16 protein-coding genes, 1 tRNA gene and 1 pseudogene are annotated in these 18,140 nt (G+C 61.9%); all 18 read left to right on the top strand.

Annotation, left to right across the window (positions count from 1 at the left end; all coding sequences use genetic code 11):
- Nucleotides 1-85, top strand: a pseudogene (locus QZ190_RS08120) (urease accessory protein UreG); the annotation flags it as partial.
- 185 nt (nt 86-270) lie between these two features.
- On the top strand, nt 271-1,761 hold the full coding sequence (locus tag QZ190_RS08115) for a carotenoid oxygenase family protein (protein ID WP_291915270.1): 1,491 nt from the start codon (nt 271-273) through the stop codon (nt 1,759-1,761).
- Nucleotides 1,762-1,799: 38 nt separating this feature from the next.
- Nucleotides 1,800-3,275, top strand: coding sequence for a carotenoid oxygenase family protein (locus tag QZ190_RS08110; protein WP_291915269.1), 1,476 nt, complete (start codon nt 1,800-1,802; stop codon nt 3,273-3,275).
- Between the two features lie 16 nt (nt 3,276-3,291).
- Nucleotides 3,292-3,759 carry a lipocalin-like domain-containing protein gene (locus QZ190_RS08105; protein ID WP_291915268.1) on the top strand — a complete coding sequence of 156 codons (468 nt, stop codon included), beginning with the start codon at nt 3,292-3,294 and terminating at the stop codon, nt 3,757-3,759.
- Nucleotides 3,756-5,456 carry a phenylacetic acid degradation protein PaaN gene (gene paaN / locus QZ190_RS08100; protein ID WP_291915267.1) on the top strand — a complete coding sequence of 567 codons (1,701 nt, stop codon included), beginning with the start codon at nt 3,756-3,758 and terminating at the stop codon, nt 5,454-5,456. Before QZ190_RS08105 ends, paaN begins: the two co-directional genes overlap by 4 nt.
- Nucleotides 5,453-6,427 carry a nitronate monooxygenase gene (locus tag QZ190_RS08095; RefSeq protein WP_291915266.1) on the top strand — a complete coding sequence of 325 codons (975 nt, stop codon included), beginning with the start codon at nt 5,453-5,455 and terminating at the stop codon, nt 6,425-6,427. The genes paaN and QZ190_RS08095 overlap by 4 nt, the downstream gene beginning before the upstream one ends.
- Nucleotides 6,424-7,662 carry an acetyl-CoA acetyltransferase gene (locus tag QZ190_RS08090; RefSeq protein WP_291915265.1) on the top strand — a complete coding sequence of 413 codons (1,239 nt, stop codon included), beginning with the start codon at nt 6,424-6,426 and terminating at the stop codon, nt 7,660-7,662. Before QZ190_RS08095 ends, QZ190_RS08090 begins: the two co-directional genes overlap by 4 nt.
- Nucleotides 7,659-8,633 (top strand): DUF1295 domain-containing protein, encoded by a 975-nt coding sequence (locus QZ190_RS08085; RefSeq protein ID WP_291915264.1) that lies wholly within the window; start codon nt 7,659-7,661, stop codon nt 8,631-8,633. Before QZ190_RS08090 ends, QZ190_RS08085 begins: the two co-directional genes overlap by 4 nt.
- Nucleotides 8,630-9,829 carry an acetyl-CoA C-acyltransferase gene (locus QZ190_RS08080; RefSeq protein WP_291915263.1) on the top strand — a complete coding sequence of 400 codons (1,200 nt, stop codon included), beginning with the start codon at nt 8,630-8,632 and terminating at the stop codon, nt 9,827-9,829. The genes QZ190_RS08085 and QZ190_RS08080 overlap by 4 nt, the downstream gene beginning before the upstream one ends.
- Nucleotides 9,830-9,875: 46 nt before the next feature.
- A complete protein-coding gene (locus QZ190_RS08075; RefSeq protein WP_291915262.1) occupies nt 9,876-10,817 on the top strand; it encodes a helix-turn-helix domain-containing protein in 942 nt (313 codons plus the stop codon).
- The gene (locus QZ190_RS08070) at nt 10,814-11,698 is read left to right on the top strand and encodes a branched-chain amino acid ABC transporter permease (RefSeq protein WP_291915261.1); all 885 of its coding nucleotides are present in this window, start codon (nt 10,814-10,816) and stop codon (nt 11,696-11,698) included. Before QZ190_RS08075 ends, QZ190_RS08070 begins: the two co-directional genes overlap by 4 nt.
- A gap of 21 nt (nt 11,699-11,719) precedes the next feature.
- Nucleotides 11,720-12,796, top strand: coding sequence for a branched-chain amino acid ABC transporter permease (locus QZ190_RS08065; protein WP_291915260.1), 1,077 nt, complete (start codon nt 11,720-11,722; stop codon nt 12,794-12,796).
- The gene (locus tag QZ190_RS08060; protein ID WP_291915259.1) at nt 12,793-13,572 is read left to right on the top strand and encodes an ABC transporter ATP-binding protein; all 780 of its coding nucleotides are present in this window, start codon (nt 12,793-12,795) and stop codon (nt 13,570-13,572) included. The genes QZ190_RS08065 and QZ190_RS08060 overlap by 4 nt, the downstream gene beginning before the upstream one ends.
- A 2-nt stretch (nt 13,573-13,574) precedes the next feature.
- Nucleotides 13,575-14,351, top strand: a complete 777-nt coding sequence (locus QZ190_RS08055) for an ABC transporter ATP-binding protein (RefSeq protein WP_291915258.1) — start codon at nt 13,575-13,577, stop codon at nt 14,349-14,351.
- 11 nt (nt 14,352-14,362) lie between these two features.
- Nucleotides 14,363-16,210 (top strand): long-chain fatty acid--CoA ligase, encoded by a 1,848-nt coding sequence (locus QZ190_RS08050; protein WP_291915257.1) that lies wholly within the window; start codon nt 14,363-14,365, stop codon nt 16,208-16,210.
- 73 nt (nt 16,211-16,283) lie between these two features.
- Nucleotides 16,284-17,456 (top strand): ABC transporter substrate-binding protein, encoded by a 1,173-nt coding sequence (locus QZ190_RS08045; protein ID WP_291915256.1) that lies wholly within the window; start codon nt 16,284-16,286, stop codon nt 17,454-17,456.
- Between the two features lie 64 nt (nt 17,457-17,520).
- Nucleotides 17,521-17,608: transfer RNA gene (locus QZ190_RS08040), tRNA-Ser, on the top strand.
- A 156-nt stretch (nt 17,609-17,764) separates the two neighbouring features.
- Complete coding sequence (locus QZ190_RS08035; RefSeq protein WP_291915255.1) at nt 17,765-18,109, top strand: Arm DNA-binding domain-containing protein; 345 nt, start codon at nt 17,765-17,767, stop codon at nt 18,107-18,109.
- Nucleotides 18,110-18,140: the final 31 nt, after the last annotated feature.

Genomic DNA, 18,140 nt, shown 5'->3' with positions numbered 1-18,140 from the left:
CCCCTGGGTCATGACCAACCTGAAAACCCTGGACGGCCTGGCCGAAGTGGTGGCGTTCATCGAAAAGCGCGGGATGCTGGTCTGAACCCGCGCCATCAAGGCGTGGCAAAGCAAAACGTGCAGCACAGCGTTGCACACCCATTGAACGATCTCAAAATAATTCCTTAGTAGTCACTCAGGTTACTCACTCCCCATTCAAACCCTATTGCTTTCCCTGCTGAACTGACCTAACCTGAGTTCATCAGAGACAGTAATCAGCAAGGGGATGCGATGACCACCGAGATTGTGAACACCCTCACCAGTGACCTGGTGCCAGGCGATCACCCTTACCTGCAAGGGGCCTGGACCCCTTTGCTCGAAGAGGTCAATGCCACAGAGCTCAAGGTGCTGGAGGGCAGCATTCCGCTGGACATTGATGGGGTTTACCTGCGCAACACCGAGAACCCGGTGTTTCAGGCCAAGGGCAAATACCACCCCTTTGACGGTGACGGCATGCTGCACATGGCCGCCTTCAAAAGCGGCAAAGTCAGCTACCGCAACCGCTTTGTCCAGACCAAAGGCCTGCAAGCCGAACTGGAAGCGGGTCGCGCCCTTTGGGCGGGTTTGATGGAAGACCCGGCCCTGTCCGAGCGCGCAGGCTGGGGCGCACACGGCAGCCTCAAGGATTCTTCGAGCACCGATGTGGTGGTGCACGCCGGACGCGCCCTGACCACCTTCTACCAATGCGGTGAAGGCTACCGGCTGGACCCCTTGAGTCTTGAGCACGAAGGCATTCCGCCATGGTCGCCGCTGGACGGCATTTCGGCCCACTGCAAAGTGGACGAACACACCGGTGAGATGCTGTTTTTCAACTACTCCAAACACGCGCCTTACATGCATTACGGCGTGGTCGACAAGCACGACAAGCTGGTGCACTATGTGCCCATTCCCCTGCCCGGTCCGCGCTTGCCGCACGACATGGCCTTCACCGAAAACTACGCCATCCTGAACGATTTCCCGCTGTACTGGGACCCGGAGCTGCTGGCCCAAGGCAAGCATGTGGTGCGTTTTTACAAGGACACGCCTTCACGCATCGCCATCATTCCAAGGCGCGGTCAAACCCAGGACATCCGCTGGTTCGAAGCGGCACCCACCTTTGTTTTGCACTGGCTCAACGCCTACGAAGAGGGCGATGAGATTGTTCTGGACGGGTATTTTCAAGACAACCCGATGCCACGCAACTACGAAGGCGCACCGGCCGGTTACGAACGCATGATGTCTTACCTGGACCAGAAAAAAATGGGCTGCCACCTGCACCGTTGGCGCTTCAACCTCAAGACAGGTCAGACCACCGAAAAACGCCTGGACGATCGCATTCTGGAGTTCGGCATGTTCAACCAGCGCTATGCCACGCGCCCCTACCGTTATGCCTACAGCGCGGTGCAGGTGCCCGGCTGGTTTCTGTTCAATGGCTATGTCAAACATGATCTGCAAACGGGCCAATCCTGGGCCATCCAGTTGCCCGAAGGCCAGTACGCCAGCGAAGCCCCTTTTGCACCACGCACGAATGCGCAAGACGAAGACGATGGTTATTTGGTGAGCTTCATCACCAACGAGAACACCCAACGCTCTGAAATCATCCTGATCGACTCCAAGAAGTTTGAAGCCGGTCCGGTCTGCCGCATTGAGCTGCCGCACAAACTGTGCAGCGGCACACACGCTTGCTGGGCCAGCGGGGCCGACATGCAGCCCGGTGGCTTGCTCTCGGGACAACCGGCCTAAAACCCTCCCCCTTCAACGCTTTTGACCAGGAGACAGCCATGGGACTTGAAACACTGGTGGACACGCCACCCTACCTCATCGACAACCCGAACTTGCAAGGTGGCTTTGCGCCCGTTGACCAAGAGTTGGTCGTGCATGAGTTTGAAGTGATCGGGGAAATCCCCTCAGACTTCAGCGGCATGTATGTGCGCAACGGGCCCGTGCCCCAGCACACACCCAAAGGCAAATACCACTGGTACGACGGCGACGGCATGCTGCACGCGGTGCACTTCCAGCAAGGCCGCATGAGCTACCGCAACCGCTGGGTCAACACCGATGGCTTGCAGGCTGACCGCGCCGCTGGCGAAAGCCTGGCGCCCGGGCTGAAACAAAAATTGCCCGAGGGCGCGCTGCCTGACCATGCCCTGAAAAACACCTCCAACACCGATGTTAAATACCACAACGGCAAACTGCTTTCGATGTGGTACCGGGGCGGTGCGGTGTACCAGGTCGACCCTTTGAGCCTGGAGACGGTGGGCAAACTGGAGCCGGACCCGCGTCTGAAGGGCCTGCAAATTTCCGCCCACTCGCGGGTGGACGAGCGCACGGGCGAGTACATGTTTTTCGCCTATGGCAACCTGCACCCCTACATGCACTACGGCGTGGTCAATGCCAGTGGGCAGTTGCAGACCCTGATCCCGGTCGAGTTGCCGGGCCCCCGTTTGCCGCACGACATGGCCATCACGGCCAACTACAGCATCCTGCACGACTTCCCGCTGATCAACAACCCCGAAGCCCTCAAGGCCGGGCGCTACAGCCTGGAGTTTCACCCCGAGTGGAATTCCCGCTTTGCGGTCATTCCCCGCCATGGCAGCGTGGACCAGATCCGCTGGTTTGAAGCCGACCCGCGCTATATGCTGCATGTGGCCAACGCCTGGGAAGAGGTCAACGACCAAGGCGAAACCGAAATTGTCATGCTCGGCACCCCGTACGCCATGCCCAAACAGTTCGATGGCTCGCTGGACGTGAAACGTCTGCTCTTCACCATCGGCACACAGGGCACCGAATACGAGTTCTACCAATGGCGCTTCAACCTGAGCACGGGCCAGACCCGGGAAAGTGTGGTCGATGACATCCTGAACACCGAGTTCCCGATGATCAATGGCTGGTACCAAGGCTACAAAAACCGCTACACCTACCATGTGCTAATGGGCCGCGCGCGCACCGTGGAGCAACCGCACTTTGCGGGCCTGGCCAAGTACGACCTGGAAACCGGCAGCGCCGTGACCTACCACCCGGGCGAGGGTTACTGGTTCAGCGAGGCCCCGTTTGCACCGCGCGACAACCCGCAAGCCGAAGACGACGGTTACTTGGTCGGCTTTGTCTGGAACGGCCTCCAGGAACGCTCCGAAGTGTGGATCATCGATGCCCAGAAGCTGGCCAACGGTCCCGTGGCCCGGGTCATCCTGCCGCAGCGCGTGCCCCACGGCTTTCACAGCACCTGGGTGCGTGAAGCCTTGTTGCCACAGGCCTGAATCGGCCCGACACACCATGAGCACTTCCACAACAACGCGAACCGCCCAGGACTTGCTGGGCGTCTGGCACCTGGTGCGCTGGGAAATCACTTACGACGATGGTCGGGCGACCACTTACCCCTTCGGCCCCGACGCCACCGGACTGATCCAGTACACGCACGACGGCAGCATGGCCGCTTGCATTGCACGCGCCAACCGCCCCCGCCTGTCCAGCGACAGCGTGCGCAGTGCACCCGTTGCCGAGCGCCTGTCCGCGTTCGAGAGCTTTTTCCAATACGCAGGCCGCTTTGAGGTGCGCGAACACGAGGGACGCGCCCAGGTGGTGCACCACGTCAGCCACGCGCTCAACCCCAACTTTGTGGGCAGCCAACAGGTGCGCAACATGGACTTCGCCGCAGATGGCGGGCTGACCCTGTCCGCATCCGACCTGGTGCCCGGCACCACCACCTTGAGACACCACCGCCTGATCTGGAGACGTGGATGAGCTTGTTTGACAAACACCGTGCAGTCTTCGAGCTGGCCCAGCAAGCCTGTGCCACGCGCCACTGCTGGAGCCCCTACCCTGACATGCCCGACAAATACCCGGATGCAGCGCAAGCCAAGGCAGCGGGTCTGGCGGCTTTTGAACGGCACCTGAACAACGGCCGTTTTGCACTGGATCAACCCGGCATCGTCCAATGGGTGGGAGAAGAAGTCTCGCCCTACACCCAGGCCCCTTTGGGCGTGTTGTACCCGCAATCGGACATCGACAGTTTGTTTGGAGCGGCTGAAAAAGCCATGGACAGCTGGGCGCAGGCCTCCATCGGCCAGCGCATTGGCGTGCTGATGGAAGTGCTCGAGGTCATTTACCGTGACCACCTGTTCGAGGTGCTGCACGCGGTGATGCACACGGCCGGGCAAAGCTACAACATGGCCTATGCCGGCTCGGGCGTGAACGCCCTGGACCGCAGCATCGAAGCGCTGGTGTATGCCGAGCAAGCCATGCGCTCGGTGGCCCCATCGGCCTTGTGGCAGCGCCGCTTTGGCAGCTCGGACATTCAGTTGCAAAAAACCTACCGTCTGGTGCCCCGCGGCACGGCCGTGTGTTTCTCGTGTGCCAGCTTTCCCACTTGGAACGCCTGGCCCTCCATGATGGCCAGCCTGGCCACAGGCAACCCGGTCATCCTCAAGCCCCACCCGGCCACCGTGCTGCCCATGGCCATCACCGTCAAGGCCTTTCGCCAGGTCTTGCAGTCGGCCGGTTTTGACCCCAACCTGGTCACCCTGGCGCTCGACACGGTCAGTGAGCCCATCGGCAAGCGGCTGGTGCAGCACCCCCAAACAGCCATCGTGGACTTCACCGGCAGCGTGCGCTTTGGCCAGTGGGTCGAGAAAAACGCCCACCCCGCCCTGGCCTTCACCGAGACAGCGGGCTGCAACACCGTGGTGCTGGAGTCAGCCGTTGACCTGGACGCGGTGCTGCGCAACCTGGCCACCACCATGTGCCTGTTCAGTGCGCAAATGTGCACCAGCCCACAAAACATCTACGTGCCCCAAAGCGGCGTGCACACGCCGCAGGGCGTGGTGCCTTTCCAAGAGGTCGCCACGCGCCTGGCATCGGCCGTGCAGGCCTTGACTTCAGAGCCCAAAAAAGCGGCCATGATTTTGGCCACCATCCAGTCACCGCAAACCCTGGCCTTACTGCAAGAGATGCAGGACTCTGGCGCGCAACGCGGCCAAGTTCTGTTGACCCCCAAAGCCTACCCCCACCCCGAGTTTCCAGAGGCCCGCACCAGCACGCCGCTCATGCTGCAAGTCACCACACAAGAGCGCGACCTGTATGCCGAGGAGCGCTTTGGCCCCATCAGCTTCGTGATCGCTTGCAAGGATGCCGATGACGCCTTGCACCAGGCCACGCAGGACGCACGCACGCAAGGCGGACTGACCGCCTTTTTGTACAGCACCCAAGAAGACTACATCGCCCGGGCCGAGACGGCCTATGCCCGGGCGGGGGCCCAGTTGACCATCAACCTGGTCGGGGCCATGCCGCTTAACTTTGCGGCAGCCTACAGCGACTACCACGTCACGGGCCTGAATCCGGCGGGCAATGCCACCCTCACCAACCTGGCGTTTGTGGCCAGCCGCTTTGGCATCGTCCAGTCACGCCGCCCCGCAAGCGCATTGCAGGAGAAGGCTGCATGAAAGCCACGCCACTGCCGCTGAAGCTGCCGGTGTTTGCAGCGCCCATGTTCCTGATCTCCGGGCCGGAGATGGTGTTGGCCGCATGCAAGGCCGGGATTGTGGGCGCTTTTCCAACGCCCAATGCACGCCCCATCGAGCAGCTGGACGTGTGGATGAAGACCATCACCGAGGGCTTGGCGGCGGCACGCGACACACAGGGCGCAGACACCGTGGGCCCCTGGTGCGCCAACCTGGTCACGCACTCGTCCAACACCCGCCTGGCGCAAGACCTGGAACTCATTGCCCGCTACAAGCCCCCGGTGGTGGTGACCGCCCTGGGCAGCCCCAAGCCCGCCATCGAGGTGGTGCAGGCCTATGGCGGACGCGTGTTTGCCGATGTCATCAACCTGACGCTGGCCCAAAAAGCCGTCAAGGCCGGTGCCGATGGCTTGGCCTGCGTGTCCGCGGGCGCGGGCGGACACACCGGCTTCTTGTCACCCTTTGCCTTTGTCAGCGCCATCCGGGAGTTTTTTGACGGTGAAGTGGTGCTGGGCGGTGGCATCGGTGATGGCTGGGGCATTGCCGGGGCCATCGCGGCCGGAGCCGACTATGTGTACATGGGCACCCGCTTCATACCCGCCACTGAGAGCATGGCCCCCGAGGCCTACAAGCAAATGGTGGTGGACAGCACCGTGGACGACCTGGTGGTCAGCGCCGGGGTGACCGGCACACCCGCGAGTTGGCTCAAACCTTCCTTGCGCGCCAACGGCCTGGACCCGGACAACATGCCCGATGCCCCCAGTCGGCAATACGACAGCAGCGCTTCTTTTGCCGGCAAGAAATGGCTCGACGTCTGGGCTGCGGGCCAGGGCCTGGGCACCATCCACCAAACCGAACCCATGGCCAACATCGTGGACCGCTTGGCCAGCGAGTTCAGCCGTGCCATGCAGCGCCTGCACAGCCTGTCCTACCCCCAAGGGAACGTCCAATGAGCGAACCCGTTTACATCCTGGGCGGTTACCAGACCGACTTTGCCAAGGCCTGGTCGCGCAATGGCCTGGACATTTCAGACATGGTGCGCGAGGCGACCCAGGGCGTGCTGGCACACTGCGAACTCGACACCTCGGCCATTCAAAGCATCCATGTGGGCAATGCCTTTGGTGAAATGCAGCGCCAGCAAGCGCACCTGGGCGCCATGGTGGCGCAGATGACGCCCGAACTCTGGGGCGTGCCGGCCATGCGCCACGAAGGAGCCTGCGCCTCGTCGTCCCTGGGTGTGCTGGCGGCGATGGCCGAGATCGAGGCCGGACGCTACGACTGTGTGCTGGTCATGGGGGTGGAAGAGTTCAAGAACACCTCCGGCGACGTGGCCTCGGTCAACCAGAACGCGGCCGCCTGGCAAGGCCATGAAGACCTGGACTGCACCTTCATGTGGCCAGCCGCCTTTGGCCTGCTGGCACAAGAATACGAGCGCCGCTATGGGCTGGACCGCAGGCACCTGAACCGCATTGCCGAGCTCAACTACGGCAACGCCAAACGCAACCCGCTGGCGCAAACCCGCAAGTGGCAATTCGATGCCCTGAGTTTTACCGACGACGACGAAGCCAACCCGGTGATCGAACCCGGCACACGCCGCCAGGATTGCGGCCAGATCACCGATGGGGCCTGCTCGGTGGTGCTGGCCTCGGCCCGTTTTGCGCAGGCCTATGCCCAAAAACGCGGCCACAGCCTGGACCAATTGGCCCGCATCGCGGGCTGGGGTCACCGCAACGCAGGTCTGCGCCTGCGCGACAAGATCGAACGCAGCCAGGGCCAGGCCTATGTGTTTCCACATGTGCGCGACACCATCGAAGACGCCTGGCGACGCGCGGGCGTGTCGGGCATCGAGGCCATGAGCGGCATCGAGACCCACGACTGCTTCACCACCACCGAATACATGGCCATCGATCACCTGGGCCTGACCGCGCCTGGCCAAAGCTGGCAGGCGGTGGAAGACGGCACGATCGATCCCGGTGGCCGTTGCCCCGTGAACATGAGCGGCGGCCTGATCGGTTGCGGCCATCCGGTCGGTGCCACGGGCACGCGCATGCTCTGGGATGCCGCACGCCAGGTCACTGGCCAAGCCGAGGCTTGCCAGATTGAAGGCGCCCAGCGCATCCAGACCCTCAACATCGGCGGCTCTTGCGCCACGGTGGTGAGCTTTGTGGTGGAAGGTGCCGGCGCATGATCGAGGCACTTTGGCAACAACACGCCACCCCCTTGCTCGCCGTCTGGGCGGCGTTGGCCGCCTTGTGGCTGTGGGGCATGCCACGCGAACAGGTGCGCTGGCTCGACCGGGCTTACCCGGTGCTGCCCTTGGTGGTGGCGGCAGTCGCCGCCAGCGGTGCGCTGGCCCCTGCATTTTTGGCGGTCGTCATGCAATTGGGCATCTGGCTGTGGGTCTGGCTCACCGTGGTGTGGGTCATCAGCCTCCTCAAGCGCGATGCCAGCATCATGGACATCGCTTACGGCGTGCTGCTGCTCGGGGTGCCCTGGTGGCTCTTCCTGCACCTGGGCGGGCAGCCCCAGGCCTCCAGTTGGCTGTTGCTGGGCATGGCGAGCATCGGCTTTGGGCGTTATTCGCTCTACATCCTGTGGCGCAACCTGCCGCACGGCGAAGACCCGCGCTACGCCCGCTGGCGTCAGCGCTCCGGGGCGCGTTGGTGGTGGTGGAGCTACTTCCAGATCTTCCTGCTACAAGGTGTGGTGATGTGGGTCTGGGCACTGCCTCTGGTGTTTGGCATGAGCGCGGCCGGTCCGATCGGGTTTTGGCACATCGCAGGGGCCTTGGTCTGGTTGGTGGGCTTTGTGTTTGAGGCCGGGTCGGATTACCAATTGACGCGCTTTAAACGCCAACGCACCGACCGCAGCCAACTCCTCAACACCGGTCTGTGGGCCTTGACGCGCCACCCCAACTACTTTGGCCAGACCTGCATGTGGTGGGGCTACGGGGTGTTCGCGCTAGCCCACCCCTGGGGATGGCTGTCGGCGTTGCCTGTGGTGTACATCACCTGGTTCATGAACAAGGGATCGGCCACCTCGCTGATGGAGCGGCACATGACCAAAACCAAACCCGGCTACGCAGAGTACTGCGCCACCGTACCCGCCTTTTTTCCGCGCCTGTGGGGACGCGCCCATCCAACGAAAGACACACCATGAACCACCCCCTGATCATCGACGCCTTGCGCAGCCCACGCGGCCGAGGCAATGACAAAGGCGCCCTGCGCCCGCTCAAACCAGTGGACCTGTTGGCCCAACAATTGAAGGCCCTGGCCGAGCGCACGGGCCTGGACACCGCACAGGTCAGCGACACCATCATCGGTTGCGTGACCCAAACCGCCGAGCAAGGCGCCAACATCGCCAAGCTGGCCCTGGTGCGGGCGGGCTGGCATGACAGCGTGCCCGGGCTGAGCATCAACCGTTACTGTGCCTCGGGCCTGAGCGCTGTGCACCTGGCCGCGCAGCAGGCCATGGACAACAACAGCCTAGCCGTGGGCGGTGGCGTGGAGATGATGTCGCGTGTGCCCATGGCCGCCGACCAGGGGCCGCTGACACACGACTTTGAATTCCAGCAGCAAACCACCCTGGTGCCCATTGGCATCAGCGCCGACACTGTGGCCACCCAGGAAGGCTTCAGCCGCGAACAATGCGACGCATATGCGGTCGCCTCGCAGCAACGAGCGGTCGCAGCATTGGCACAGGGGCGTTTTCGCTCGGTGGTGCCGGTGGTCGATGGGCAAGGCGCTGTGCTGCTGGCCCAGGACGAGACACCCAGGGCGCAAACCAGCCTGGAGAGCCTGGCCGCGTTGAAACCCGCTTTTGCCGCCATGGCTGAAAAGTACGGCATCGATCCCCTGATGTGCGAGCGTTATGGGCTCGAACGGATCGACCATGTGCAGCACGCGGGCAACTCGCCCGCCATGGCCGATGGGGCCTCCGCTGTGTTGCTCGCCAGTCCCGGTGCCGCCGCCAAATGGGGGCTCAAGCCTCGGGGGCGCATTTTGGCCACGGCCACCGTGAGTGTGGACCGCACGCTGGCCCTGACGGGTGCGGTGCAAGCCACACAACAGGCTTTGTCCAAGGCTGGTTTGCACATCGAAGACATCGACTTGTTCGAAGTCAACGAGTCCTTTGCCTCGCTGATGCTGCATTACATGAAGCACCTGAACGTGCCACACGACAAGCTCAACGTGAATGGTGGCGCCATTGCCCTGGGCCATGCCATGGGCTCCACTGGCAGCGCCTTGGTGGGCATGGCGCTGGACGAGTTGGAAGCCCGGCAAGCCCGCCGTGCCGTGATCAGCCTGTGCGGTGCCGCCGGCCTGGCTGTGGCCATGGTGGTTGAGCGCGTGTGAACGCCCAAGCCCGAACGTCCATGCCCCAACGCACACCCGTGAACAGATGATCAGCAACCCCGACCTGGAACTGACGCACGCCGCGCTGGCCTCCAGCACGCTCAGCCACGGCCTGAAGGTCTTTGGCGACCGCTGGACGGTGCAGGTCATGCTGTCGGCTTTTCTGGGCATCAGGCGGTTTGATGAGTTGCAGAGTTTCTCCAGCATTCCCCGCCCCACCTTGTCAGACCGTTTGCGCTCACTGGTGCAAATCGGGGTGCTCAAGCCCCGCCTGTACCAGGAAAAGCCGCCGCGCTACGAATACCACCTCAGCCGCAAAGGGCTGGGCCTGTACGACGCCACCTTGATGATCTGGGCCTGGGAAAAGAAATGGGGTCAACGCGCCCAGGACCTGCCCAAAACCCTCTTTCACCAGACCTGCCAACACAGCTTCCACCCACAGTTATGTTGCAAAGCCTGCGGCGAAAAAGTCAGCATGAAAGACCTGGACTACAGCCTGGTGCCCAATGCCCGTCTGCGCCACCAGCCGCTGGAGGGCGTGCGTGCGCCGCGCATGTCCGGGCGCGAAGCCACCGAGATGAGCCTGGGGCTGCGCGTGGACCGCTGGAGCCTGCTGATCCTCACGGCGGTGGTGCTGGGATGCCACTATTTTGACCAGATCACCCAAGCGCTGGGCATTGGCCCCAAGGTGCTGTCGCGTCGGCTCTCGGACATGGTCGAGGCCCGCTTGTTGCAATGCGAAACCGATGCCCAGGACGCCCGCAGGCGCCTGTACCGCCTGACCCCCAGCAGCCGCGACCTGTTCGGCTACATCGTTTGCCTGTCCAACTGGGCTGGCGAGTCTCACCTGCACGAAACCAGTTCGATCCGGCCACGCCACCGTGCTTGTCAGCACAGCTTTTCTCCCATGGTGGCGTGTGACCACTGCCACCAAAGCCTGAACCCCTGGGAAGTCTCCTTCCCGCCTTCGAATGGAAAAAATCCATGAATGATTTCTGGCAAACCTTTGCCCAACTGACCGTCAACGGCATCGCCGTCGGGGCCATCTATGCGCTGGTGGCGCTGGGCATCGTGCTCATTTACAAAGCCACCGAGGTGCTCAACTTTGCCCATGGCGATTTACTGGTGGTCTCGGCCTTCAGCGCCTGGGGCTTGATCACGGTGTGGGCCTTGCCGTTTTGGCTGGCCTTGCTGATCACCGTGTTGGGTGTGGCCGCTTTGGCCTATGTGCTCGATGCTGTGGTGATCCGCCGCATCGCCGGACAACCGCAGTTTGCCGGAGTGATGCTGACCATTGCCCTGGCCTTCATGATCCGGGGCGCGGTGAGCATGCTGTTCGGGCCGGAGTCGCGCAACTACCCCACACCCTGGAGCCAACAAAGCACCCAGGTGGCCGGCATCTCGATCGCCAACCTGCAACTGGTGATTCTGGGCGTTTCCATGATGGTGACCCTGGTGCTGTTTTTCTTCTTCCGCTACACCCGGCTGGGCGTGGCCATGCAGGCGGCTTCACAAAACCAGTTGGCCGCTTATCTGAACGGGGTGCGCGTCAAACGCGTGAACTCCATGGTCTGGGCCCTGGGCGGCGTGACGGCCGCGTTTGCGGGCGTGCTGCTGGCCCCCATCACCTTGGTCGACATCAGCTTGTGGTTTGTCACGCTCAAGGCCCTGTCGGCGCTGGTGCTGGGCGGATTTGGCAGCATTCCCGGGGCCATTGTGGGCGGCTTGCTCATTGGCCTGATCGAGCAATACGCCGGGGTCTACATGCCCGACGGCACCAAGGACATCGTCGCCTACCTGGTGCTGATCGCCGTGCTCATTGTCCGGCCCCATGGCTTGCTGGGCGAAGCCCATGGCCGTCGCGTCTGAAAAAAGGAAAGAACCCGCTCCATGCGTTTTGATTACCACACCCAATACCGCGAAGGCTTTGCCCTTTGGCGCAGCCCTTTTGACCGCAACCTTTACGCCTTGCTGCTGCTGGGCTTGTGTGCCTTGCCCTGGGTCATCACGCCCTTCATGCTGGGCGAGATGGCCTATGTGTTCATTTTGTGCGTGGCCAGTCTGGGCCTGATGACCTTGACCGGTCTGACCGGACAGGTCTCGCTGGGCCATGCGGCCTTCATCGCCATCGGGGCCTATGGCCATGCCTGGTTCCTGTCCAAAGGCGTGCCATTGCCGCTGTCGATGGTGCTGGCCGCCTTGCTCAGCGCCAGCGCCGGTTTGCTGGTGGGCATACCGGCCATTCGGGTCTCGGGTCTGTACCTGGCCATGGTGACCCTGGCCTTTGCCATCATCGTCGAGCAAATCATCGGCCACTGGAGTTCCGTGACCGGTGGCTTCACCGGCTTGGCGGTGAACGAGCCCGTTTTTATGGGCCTGTCACTCGGTGGCTCCAAAGCTTTTTATTACCTGTGCCTGGCCATTTTGGTGCTGGTGCTGCTGGCCTTGCTCAACATCTTGCGCTCGGGCATGGGGCGCGCCCTGATCGGTGTGCGCGAATCCGAGGCCGCCTCCTACGCACTGGGCATCCCGGTCGAGCGCATGAAGGCCGGCGCCTTTGCGTTGTCGGCGGGCATCACCGGCTTGGCTGGCAGCATGCTGGCTCACCACCTGAAATACCTCACGCCGGATGGCTTCACGCTGCTGTTGTCGCTCGAGCTGGTCCTGATGGTCGTGATCGGTGGCCTGGGCAGCCTGCGCGGCGCAGTGCTGGGGGCGGTGCTCATCAGCCTGCTGCCCACCGCCATCTCGCGCATCAAACCATTTTTGCCCGACACCGTAGCCAAACAGTTCGGCCTGGAGACCTTCATCTTCGGCTTTGTCCTGGCCTTTTTTGTGCTGTATGAGCCCATGGGCCTGAACGGCCGCTGGCTCAAGATCCGCAGCCTTCTGGAGTCTTTCCCCATCTACCGCAAAGACACCTTCAAACGCAACAAGCGCTACATGAAATCGGAGCGTTACCGTTGAACACCCCCATCGCCACATCCCCCCTGCTGACGGTTGAAAAACTGTCACTCACTTTTGGCGGCGTCCAAGCCATTGCCGACCTCAGCCTGGAGGTGCGCCCCGGCGAAGTCCTGGCCGTGATCGGACCCAACGGTGCGGGCAAAACCTCGCTGCTCAATGCCGTCACCCGCGTGTTTGATCCCAGCGGCGGACACATCCGTTTCAAAGGCCAGGACCTGACGGCCCTGCAACGCCATCAAATCGCCAACCTGGGCATTGCGCGCACCTTTCAAAACATCGAACTGTTTGAAGCGGCCACCGTGCTGGACAACTTGCTGCTGGGCCGCCACCGGTTTTTCCAGGGCCACTGGTGGCAACAGGTTTTGCGCACACCGGCCTTGACGCGTTTGGAGGAAGCCGCGCTGGCTGAGGTGGAAAAGGTGATTGACTTTCTGGACCTCACACCCTGGCGACACGCCCCGATTGCGGGACTGCCCTACGGCGTGCGCAAGGTCGTGGAGCTAGGCCGCGCCCTGTGCGCCCAGCCTGAGCTGCTGTTCTTGGATGAACCCGCCTCGGGTCTGAACCCGGAAGAAACACGCGAGCTGGCGTTCTGGATCGACGACATCCGCAGCGAGCTGGGCATCACCGTGGTCATGGTGGAGCACGACATGTCCTTGGTCAGCGCCGTGGCCGACCGGGTCATTTGCATGGCCCAAGGCCGGGTGCTGGCTGAAGGCAGCCCCACCGATGTTCAAAGTCATCCGGCCGTTGTTGCCGCTTATTTGGGAGCTTGAGCATGAGTGCCTTGCTGGAAGTGCGCAACCTGGAAACCTGGTACGGCCCTATTGCTGCGATGCAAGGGGTGAACCTGCAGGTTGAAAAAGGCCAAATGGTCGCCGTCCTCGGCGCCAATGGCGCGGGCAAGACCACTTTGCTCAACACCCTGGCCGGGGTCATCGACCCCTTCAAAGGCCAGGTCCTGCTGGCCGAGCAAGCCATCCATGGGCTGGACGCCGACGAGGTGTGCCGCCGTGGGCTGGTGCTGGTGCCTGAGGGGCGGCAGATCTACCCCTTCCTGAGTGTTGGGGAAAACTTGAAGATGGGCGCCTACACGCGCCGCGATGCCGATGGCGTGCAGCAAGACCTGGAGCGGGTTTTTCAGTGGTTCCCTCGGCTGCTGGAGCGGGCCCAGCAACACGCCGGTCTGCTGTCCGGCGGTGAGCAGCAGATGCTGGCCATTGGTCGCGCCTACATGGCGAAACCCCAACTCCTCATGCTCGACGAGCCCTCGCTGGGCCTGTCCCCCTTGTTGACCAAAGAGATCTTCAACATCATCAGCCGCATCCGCCAGGAAACCGGAACCTCGGTGTTGGTCGTCGAACAAAACGCGGCCATTGCCCTGGCGCACGCCGACTATGGCTACATCATGGAGCTGGGCCGTATCGTGGCCGCTGACAGCTGCGCCGTCCTGAGCCAAAAAGCCGATGTGCGCGAAGCCTATCTGGGCGGACACGGCGCGCAAGGCGTCAGCGGCACCACACAACGCTGGAAACGGCGCAAAACATGGCGATGACCCCCCACCCCATGAACACCGTGAACACCATGAACGCACCTGCCCCCATCACTTTCCTGGGCGAAGACACGCCCGCCAAGGTTTTTCGCCAGCGCTCACGCGCCTGGGCCGATCAACCTGCTTTGCGCTACAAACAGCGCGGCCTGTGGCAAAGCACCACCTGGGCCGAGTACTTCGGCCATGCCCGCGCCATGGGCCTGGCCATGCAGGACATGGGGCTGGAGCGCGGACACGTGGTGTGCGTGCTGGCTGAAAACCGGCCGCAGTGGCTGTATGTGGACATGGCCGCCCAATGCATGGGCCTGATAGGCAACGGGGTCTACCCCACCTCGTCGGCGGGCCAGTTGCAACACATCCTGGTGGACTCGAACACCCGCCTGCTGTTTGTGGAAAACCAGGAGCAACTCGACAAGGCCATGGAAGTGCGTGCGCAATGTCCGCAACTGCAGCGCATCGTGGTCATGGACCGCGAAGGCCTGCGCGGCTTCAGTGATCCCGACGTGGAGTTTTTTGACGATTTTCTGGCGCGTGGCCACACGCTGGCCACTGCCCAGGCATCAGTTTTTGAGGCATCGATTGACCGCACCCAGTCCGAAGACCTGGCCTTTTTGGTCTACACCTCGGGCACCACGGGTGCACCCAAGGGGGCCATGATCCTGAACCGCAACCTGGTGTTCCAGCTGAGTCTGGCCACCGAATACCTGGACATCCAGCCGGGTGACAAATCGGTGTCCTTCTTGCCGCTGTGCCACATTGCCGAGCGCATGTCATCGGTCTACAACCCCCTTGCGCTGGGCCTGACGGTTCACTTCCCGGAAAATTCCGGCACGGTGTTCAACGACATGCGCGAGGTCGCCCCTCACCTGGTGTTTGCACCACCCCGGTTCTGGGAAAAGATGTACTCCCAGATCGACCTGTTCATGCGCGATGCCATCGCGCCGGCCCGCTGGGCTTATCAAACAGCCCGCATCATGGGCGCTGCGCGGGTTGAAGCCCAACTGCAAGGGCAAGCCAGCAGCCCACCTGGCCTGCTGGAAAACGCCATGCAATGGCTGGCCTTGCGCAATGTGCGCGTCTTTCTGGGCTTGCAAAACGTCAAGAGCGCACTCACGGGCGCTGCGCCCGTGCCACCGGATTTGATCCGCTGGTATTTGGGCTGCGGCATCGAACTGCGCGAAGCCTTCGGCATGACCGAAACCACCGGCTTTTGCACCGCCACCCCAAAAGGCGGTTTGCGCCTGGGCTGGGCAGGCGTCAAAGCCTCGGGCACCGAAATCCGCATTGGCGAGAACAACGAGGTCTTGGTACGCGGCCCCAACGTGTTCGGAGGTTACTGGAACATGCCGGAAAAAACCCGCGAAAGCCTGGACGATGAAGGCTGGCTGCACACTGGCGACTGCGGCGAAATCAGTGCCGAAGGTTACCTGGCCATCCGGGACCGCATCAAGGACATCCTGATCACCTCGGGTGGCAAAAACGTGACCCCGAGCCACATCGAGAGCCTGCTCAAATTCAGCCCCTACATCACCGATGCGGTGGTCATTGGCGATGGCCGCAAATACCTGACTTGTCTGGTCATGATCGACCAGGAACATGTGGCCCGTTTTGCCCAAGAACACCAAGTGCCCTACACCGATTTCGGCAGTCTGACGCGGGCCCCCGAGGTTGTGGCCTTGATCCACAGCGAGATCGAGCGCATCAACCCCCAACTGGCCCGGGTCGAACAGATCAAGGCCTTCAGGATCATTGCCGAGCTGCTCACGGCCGAAGACGAGGAACTCACCCCCACCATGAAACTCAAACGCAAGGTCATCGCCAGCAAGTATTCGGCGTTGATCGAGAGCATGTACCCCAACTGAGGCGGCCGCTCAGGGTATGCACGCATGCGTGATCCAGGCCAGATGACTATCGTTTAACCACAAGGAGACAACCATGAACCTCAGCAGAAGACTTCTCATTCTCGCCACCACGGGCGCCCTCGCAGGGGCCGTTCAAGCGCAAACCACCCAAGGGGTGAGCGACAACGAAATCGTGATCGGCACCCACATTGACCTGTCGGGACCGGCAGCGCCTGGCATGCCCATGCTGCGAAACGGCATGCAACTGCGCATCGACGAACTCAATGCCGCAGGTGGCGTGCACGGGCGCAAGATCCGGCTGATCGTGGAAGACAACGGCAGCCAGCCCCAACTGGCCGTGCGGGCTGTGCAAAAGCTGATCAAAAGCGACGGTGTATTTGCCATCGTCAACCCTTTTGGCTCTGGCCCCAATGCGGCCACGGTCAAACTGGCCAACGAAGCGGGCGTGATGGTGTTTGCCCCCTGGGGTGCATCGGGCATCATCCAGAAAGTCAGCGGCAACAGCCCTTTGCTGTTCACCACCGTCATGAACTACGACACCACCACCGCCTCGGCGTTGACCTGGGCCGTGAACAACTGGAAGACCCAAAAAGTCGGCGTCATCTACCAGGAAGGCCCCTTTGGTGATCTGGTCCGAGGCGGCATCACACAGGCGCTCAAAGGAGGCGGTTTCACTGTGGCAGCCGAAGCCGCTTACAAAGTAGGTGACATCGATTTTTCGTCGCAAGTGGCCAAAATGAAGGCCGCCAACGTCGACCTGATCGTGGCGGGCACCGTGGTGCGTGAAACTCTGGGTGTCATGAGCGAGGTGAAGAAACTCAACTGGTCTCAGGTCAAGGTCTTGACCACCATTCCAGGTCGCTCCAGCATCGTCGCCCGATTGGGCAAGGACACCGTGGAAGGCCTTTATGGCATCGGTGGCTGGAAACTCCACGATGCCGACAGCACCGACCCCGTGGCCAAGAAATTCATGACCGATTTCAAAGCCAAATTCAACCTGGACGCCGATGAGAACGCTGCCAACGCTTACTCCTACACCTCGTGGTTCATCGCGGGCCTGCAAGCTGCTGGGCGCAACCTGACATCAGCCGGCATGGCCAAAAGCATGGCGGGTGTGACACACCAGGACTTCACCACGTTCAACCGACAGTCTTTCACCAACAACCATGTTGGTCCTGAATTGGTCTCCATCGACCAGATCAAGGGCGGCAAGTGGGTTCAGGTGGCCGCACCGGGCAGCAAATAATGCCCACGGCCCGAGGCTCAGCTGCGGCCGATCCCGGGCCGATCAGGCTACAATCTGCCTCCAAGGAAGCGTGGCAGAGTGGTCGATTGCACCGGTCTTGAAAACCGGCGACTCGAAAGGGTCCGTGAGTTCGAATCTCACCGCTTCCGCCAGAACCCCGTTTATCGGGGTTTTTTTACGTCCAATGGTTGGCGTAAGTTGTTGATTTATATAGGACAGGTAGGCAAATAAGGTACATTAGGGTTCAACACAGTCTCACGCCCTTATGTTGGTAAGGATGTTGGGAACGGTTTTAAGGACTCGAATTCATGCCAAAGATAGCCAAGCCATTGGGCGCACTAGACATCAAGCGATTGACCGCCCCCGGGTTCCATGCCGTGGGCACCGTGGCAGGGCTTCACCTTGTTGTCAGCGATACGGGCGCACGGTCTTGGATCATTCGCACCAAGATTGGAACCAAGCGATCAGATGTTGGATTGGGGGGGTACCCCGCCGTGACGTTGGCCGAAGCCCATGAAAAGGCCCGAACTTTAAAAGCACAGATCAGCGCCGGGGTGGACCCACTCGCCCAACGCAGGCAAAACCGCATGCTTGACGTCAACTATCCTAACCGCTCGGCGACAACTATCCTGGCCGGTGGAAGCGGGGAATAAACTGAACGGGTTACTTGCTTGAGCTGACCTT

Origin of the sequence: Limnohabitans sp. (genome assembly GCF_017848645.1) — a bacterium.
Classification (GTDB): Bacteria; Pseudomonadota; Gammaproteobacteria; order Burkholderiales; family Burkholderiaceae_C; genus Limnohabitans_A.
Note: the sequence above shows the minus strand (reverse complement) of the source record. Positions and strands in the feature narration are given on the sequence as shown.